The 4,759-nt window shown below is 63.6% G+C and carries 5 protein-coding genes; 1 reads left to right on the forward strand and 4 read right to left on the reverse strand.

The genetic code is table 11. The annotated features are described in order from the left end of the window. The 4 genes from mnmG to ACGVJ8_RS05985 all read right to left on the reverse strand — a co-directional run. A partial coding sequence (gene mnmG, locus ACGVJ8_RS05970) for a tRNA uridine-5-carboxymethylaminomethyl(34) synthesis enzyme MnmG (RefSeq protein ID WP_392346325.1) occupies positions 1-1,444 on the reverse strand: 1,444 nt, incomplete at its 3' end. A gap of 21 nt (positions 1,445-1,465) precedes the next feature. Further along, the gene (dnaB, locus tag ACGVJ8_RS05975) at positions 1,466-2,842 is read right to left on the reverse strand and encodes a replicative DNA helicase (RefSeq protein ID WP_392346333.1); all 1,377 of its coding nucleotides are present in this window, start codon (positions 2,840-2,842) and stop codon (positions 1,466-1,468) included. Then, positions 2,839-3,297 (reverse strand): 50S ribosomal protein L9, encoded by a 459-nt coding sequence (gene rplI, locus ACGVJ8_RS05980; RefSeq protein WP_392346327.1) that lies wholly within the window; start codon positions 3,295-3,297, stop codon positions 2,839-2,841. The genes dnaB and rplI overlap by 4 nt, the downstream gene beginning before the upstream one ends. A 78-nt stretch (positions 3,298-3,375) precedes the next feature. After that, positions 3,376-4,233 (reverse strand): acyl-CoA desaturase, encoded by an 858-nt coding sequence (locus ACGVJ8_RS05985; RefSeq protein ID WP_392346329.1) that lies wholly within the window; start codon positions 4,231-4,233, stop codon positions 3,376-3,378. 201 nt (positions 4,234-4,434) lie between these two features. Here ACGVJ8_RS05985 and ACGVJ8_RS05990 point away from each other — a divergent pair. Further along, positions 4,435-4,759 (forward strand): methionine gamma-lyase family protein (locus ACGVJ8_RS05990; RefSeq protein WP_392346331.1); only part of this gene is annotated, 325 nt, incomplete at its 3' end.

Raw genomic sequence — 4,759 nt, forward strand, 5'->3', positions numbered from 1 at the left:
CCATCGCCTGGAGCTTGTCCTCGAACAGCTGCCAGCGGCGGTCGTCGATCAGGCCCAGCTCACGGCCCAACGGCGTCAAGCGGCGGTCGGCGTTGTCACCCCGCAGGATCAGGCGATATTCGCTGCGGCTGGTGAGCACCCTGTAGGGCTCGCGCAGGTCTTTGCTCACCAGATCGTCGATCATCGTGCCGATGTAGCTGCCCTCACGGGGGAAGTGCACCGGCTCCTGGCCGCCGATCAGCCGGGCGGTGTTGACGCCGGCCACCAGGCCCTGGGCGGCAGCTTCCTCATAGCCCGTGGTGCCATTGAGTTGGCCGGCACTGAACAGGCCGCGCACCCGCTTGGTTTCCAGGGATGGCTTGAGCTGGGTAGCGGGCAGGTAGTCGTAATCAACTGAATAGGCAGGCCGTAGCATCACGGCTTGCTCTAGGCCCGGCAGGCTGCGCAGTAATTGCAGCTGAATCGGTTCCGGCAGGCCTGTGGAGAAGCCCTGCACATAGATCTCCGGGGTGTCGCGCCCCTCCGGCTCGAGGAAGATCTGGTGGCTTTCCTTGTCCGCGAAGCGAACGATCTTGTCTTCGATGGAGGGGCAATAGCGCGGGCCTTTGCTGTCGATCACACCGCCGTAGATGGCGGTGAGGTGCAGATTGTCGCGAATCAGCTGATGGGTTTCGGCGGTGGTGCGGGTGATGTGGCAGCTCATCTGATCACCACTCACCCAGGCGGCCGGGTCAAAGGAGAAGAAGCGATCGGCTGCATCGCTGGGCTGCTCCTCCAGTTGATCGAGGGCGATGCTGCGCCGGTCCACCCGGGCGGGGGTACCGGTTTTGAGCCGGTCGGTCTGGAAGCCGAGTTGCTGCAGCGCTTCGGTGAGCCCTTCGGCGGCCTGTTCACCAGCGCGGCCGGCAGCCATCGATTGATGCCCCACCCAGATGCGGCCCCCTAGGAAGGTGCCAGCGGTGAGGATCACCGCGTCAGCGCCGTAGACGCTGCCGAAATAGGTGCGGATGCCGCTGATGCATTGCTGATCGCCCTCACTGGTGGTTTCCAGACCAGTCACCATCGCTTCGCGCAGGGCGAGGTTGGGGGTGTGCTGCAGCAGCTGCAGCATCTGGCGGGAATAGAGGCGTTTGTCGGTTTGGGCGCGCAGGGCCCACACCGCTGGGCCGCGGCTGGTGTTGAGGATGCGCTTCTGGAGGGCGGTGGCATCGGCCAGGCGACCGATCACCCCACCGAGGGCATCCACTTCATGGACGAGCTGGCTTTTGGCGGGGCCACCGACAGCCGGGTTGCAGGGCTGCCAGGCGATGCGATCAAGATTGAGGCTGAATAGGGCAGTGTTCAGGCCCAGCCGGGCGGCGGTGATCGCCGCTTCACAACCGGCATGGCCGCCGCCGACCACGATCACGTCGAAGGATTCGGTGGGGGCGGCGCTGAAGCTCATGGCTTCATTATCTGATCTGGATCAGGCCGCCAGGTTGCGGAAGCGGGTGAACTGCGGCTCGAACAGCAGCTTCACCGTGCCCACCGGCCCGTTGCGGTGCTTGGTCACGATCACCTCGGTGATGCCGCGGTCGGGGGTTTCCGGGTTGTAATACTCGTCGCGGTAAATCATCAACACCAGGTCGGCGTCCTGCTCGATTGAGCCCGATTCCCGCAGGTCGCTCAGCATCGGTCGCTTGTTGGTGCGTGCCTCCACACCCCGGCTCAGCTGGGAGAGGGCAATCACCGGCACGTTCAGTTCCCGCGCCATCTGCTTTAGGCCCCGGGTGATGCGTGACAGCTCTTGCACCCGGTTGTCGGAGCCCGAGCCTTCCATCAGCTGCAGGTAGTCGATCATCACCAGCCCCAGCTCCTTGCCCTGTTCCGCCATCAGCCGCCGGCAGAGCGAGCGCATCTCCAGCACGCCGGAGTTGGGTTTGTCGTCGATGAAGATCGGCAGTTGCCCTAGGGTGTTGATGCCCTGGCCCAGCAGCGGCCATTCCTCTTGCTGCAGGCGGCCGGTGCGCAGCCGGCCTGCTTCGATGCCCACCTCCATCGAGAGCAGGCGGTAGGTGAGCTGCTCCTTGCTCATCTCCAGGGAGAACAGGCACACCGGCAGGTCGTGAAGCTTTGCCACGTTCTTGGCCAGGTTCAGCACTATTGAGGTTTTGCCCATGGCCGGCCGGCCCGCCACGATGATCAGGTCGCTGCGCTGCAGGCCCTGGGTCATCGCGTCCAGGTCGTAGAAGTTCACCGGGATGCCGGCCACCGAGGTGCCCAACGAGCGGCTTTCGATCTCCTCAAAGGTTTGGGTGAGGATTTCGGCGGTGGGGGTGAGCCCCTTGGAGGGTTTCTCCTGGCTGATGGCAAAGATCTTCTGCTCCGCCTGGTCCAGCACCTGCTCCATCGGCAGGCTCTGATCAAAGCCCAGCTGGATCACTTCATTGCCGGAGCGGATCAGCTGGCGGCGTAGAAACTTATCCATTACCAGTCGGGCCACCTGCTCGATCGAGGCGGTGGAAGGCACCCGCTCCACCAGCTCCACCAGTCGGTTGTTGCCGCCCACTTTTTCCAGGGCGCCGGTGTCGGCCAGCCAGGCGCTCATGGCGGTGAGATCCGTTGGCTTGCCCTGGCCGTGCAGCATCAGGGCGGTGCGGAAGATCTCCCGGTGGGCGTTCAGGTAAAACGCTTCCGGCTGCAGCACATCGGCGACTCGCCCGATCGCATCGGGATCCAGCAGGATGCCGCCCAGCACCGCTTCCTCCGCCTCCAGGTTCTGGGGCGGAAGCGAATCAGGCAAAGCCTCGAAATTGGGCTCGTCGTCGCGGCGGCCCTGGCCATAACCACTGACAGGGATCAGTAGCCGACCACTTCCAGGTTGATCTCAGCGGTGACTTCGCTGTGCAGCTTCACTATCACGGTGTACTTGCCGGTGCGGTGGATTTCAGGCACCACGATGTCGCGGCGGTCGATCTCCTTCTTGGTGGCGGTTTCGATGGCTTCAGCTACGTCACCGTTGGTGACGGTGCCGAACAGCACGTTGTTTTCACCGGTCTGCTTCTTCACGGTGAAGCGACCAATGGTGGAGAGGGCGGTCTTGAAGTCGACGGCTTCCTGTTTCAGGGCGGCCTGACGCTCAGCTTCCTTAGCCCGGCGGTGCTCCACCTGCTTCATCACCGCAGGGGTGAGGGGCACAGCTTTGCCGAAGGGCAGTAGGAAATTCCGTGCATAACCCGGAGCCACTTCTACCAGGTCTCCGTCCTTGCCGAGGCTGAGGACCTCCTCATTCAGAACGACTTGTACACGCTTAGGCATGGAACCGGAACGAAGGATGGAGACGGGTGCGATCGACCACATTACGACGTGGCCTGTTGTTGAAGATGGTTTCGAGCCTCAGGAGGCTCCGGGGACATAACGGGCTATGCGGATCCGGCTGGCCAGTCCAAAGCGCTTGAGCAGGCGCACATGCTGCCAGGTGAGATCGAACTCAAACCAGCGCAAACCGTGGCGCGCACTGGCCGGATGGGCGTGATGGTTGTTGTGCCAGCCCTCGCCAAAGGAGAGCAGCGCCACCCACCAGCAATTGCGGGACAGGTCGGGGCAATCGAAATTGCGGTACCCGAAGGCGTGGGTGGCGGAATTCACCAGCCAGGTCACGTGGTAGACGACCACGAGGCGCAGAGGAATGGCCCAAAGCACCAGGCCGAGGCCACCGCCATGCACCTGGGCGGCTTCACCGAACCAGTAAAGCCCCAAACCCAGGGGGATCTGCAGCAGTAGGAACCAGCGGTCGAGCCAGCGATAGAAAGGGTCGCATTGAAGGTCGCCGGCGTAGCGGTCGAGTTCCTTCAGCGCCGGGATGTCGTGCAGCATCCATTCGCTATGGGCCCACCACAGGCCACGCCCAGCGTCGTGGTGATCCGTGGGCTGATCCGAAAAACGGTGGTGATGGCGGTGCAGACCCACCCATTCGATCGGGCCGCTTTGGCAGGCCAGGGTGCCCATCAGCACCAGGATGCGCTCAACCCACACCGGCACCACCAGGCTGCGGTGCGCCACCAGACGGTGCAGACCAAGGGTGACGCCCAGCACCGTCATCCAATAGAGAAACCCGAAGGCCACAACGCCCTGCCAGCTCCAGAAGCGCGGCAGCAGCGCCACGGTGGCGAGCACGTGCATCACCAGCATGAAGCTGGTGCTTCCCATCTTGAATTTACGCTGACGCGCCGGCAGGGGGGCGCGCGGTGCCATCACCGCGGCCCGCTGCCGAAGCTCGCGGGTGTCAGCTGTTTGCGAGGAAACCAAGCGGATTCTCCTTGGATTGACAAAGCCGCTCGGACAGGAAAGCCAGGGAGCGGATGGTGCCGTTAGTGACAGAAATCTAAAGGAGTTGCCGCACTGCAGCGGCCTCCCGGGTTGTGAATTCTGGTGTTGGTCAGGGTTTAGGAAGGCATGACATCCGTCAGGCAAGTAGTGATCAGTGCGTTTGCAGAGGAGTTGATCGACGCGGTGGCGCGGGATCAGGCCGACCTTGCTGCAGCGAGAACGGCGGCGGTGGCGCAACGCCTGCAGCGCGTGTTGGAGGCCCTGGCGGCGGAGCGTGTTGGAACCCAGCACTTTGCGTCGCTCACCGGCTACGGCCACGGGGATCAGGGCCGTGATGTGGTGGATCGGGTTTTTGCCCGGGTGCTGGGGGCTGAAGCCGCGGTGGTGCGCCTGCAATTTGTCAGCGGCACCCATGCCATCGCCGCAGCGCTGTTCGGCGTATTGCGGCCCG

Source organism: Parasynechococcus sp. (assembly GCF_042954245.1).
Lineage (GTDB): Bacteria > Cyanobacteriota > Cyanobacteriia > PCC-6307 > Cyanobiaceae > Parasynechococcus.

Coding starts and splice junctions, on each gene's coding strand:
- rplI (WP_392346327.1), bottom strand. CDS start 3,297: ATGCCTAAGCGTGTACAAGTCGTTCTGAATGAGGAGGTCCTCAGCCTC.
- ACGVJ8_RS05985 (WP_392346329.1), bottom strand. CDS start 4,233: ATGGCACCGCGCGCCCCCCTGCCGGCGCGTCAGCGTAAATTCAAGATG.